The following is a 506-nucleotide window of genomic DNA, read 5'->3' as shown; positions in this document are numbered from 1 at the left end:
GTCAGGCCGTACTCCTTCTGCATCCAGTGCAGACGGTTGATCAGCGCCGCGTGGCTGTTGCCGGCGCCTTTTGGCTTGCCGGTCGAACCCGAGGTGTAGATCAGGTAGGCCAGGTTTTGCGGCGTGCCGAGGGTTGGCAGGTCGCTGTCGTCCAGTGCCGCTACGTCCGACCAATCGCTATCCAGGCAAAACAGCCGGGCGTTCGAGACCGGCAGCGTGTCGCGCAGATGTGCCTGGGTCAGCAGCAGCGTCACGCCGCTATCGGCCAGCATGTGTTCCAGGCGTTCGCGCGGGTAATCCGGGTCCATCGGCACGTAGGCGCCACCGGCCTTAATGATGGCCAAGAGCGCCACCACCAGCTCGACGGAACGCTCGGCGGCCACACCTACCAGCACATCCGGCCCCACACCCTGCCCGCGGAGCCAGCGTGCCAGGCGGTTGGCACGGCTGTGCAGCTCGCGGTAGCTCAGGCGCTGTGCGCCGAATTGCAGCGCCAGGGCATCCGG

Annotated in this window: 1 protein-coding gene; it reads right to left on the bottom strand. The window is 66.8% G+C overall.

Annotated elements, in window-relative coordinates:
• The coding region (locus UF78_RS22385; RefSeq protein WP_045164455.1) for an AMP-binding protein at nucleotides 1–506 on the bottom strand (506 nt) is incomplete at both ends.

The organism is Stutzerimonas stutzeri (assembly GCF_000952685.1).
Classification (GTDB): Bacteria; Pseudomonadota; Gammaproteobacteria; order Pseudomonadales; family Pseudomonadaceae; genus Stutzerimonas; species Stutzerimonas stutzeri_E.
Note: the sequence above shows the minus strand (reverse complement) of the source record. Positions and strands in the feature narration are given on the sequence as shown.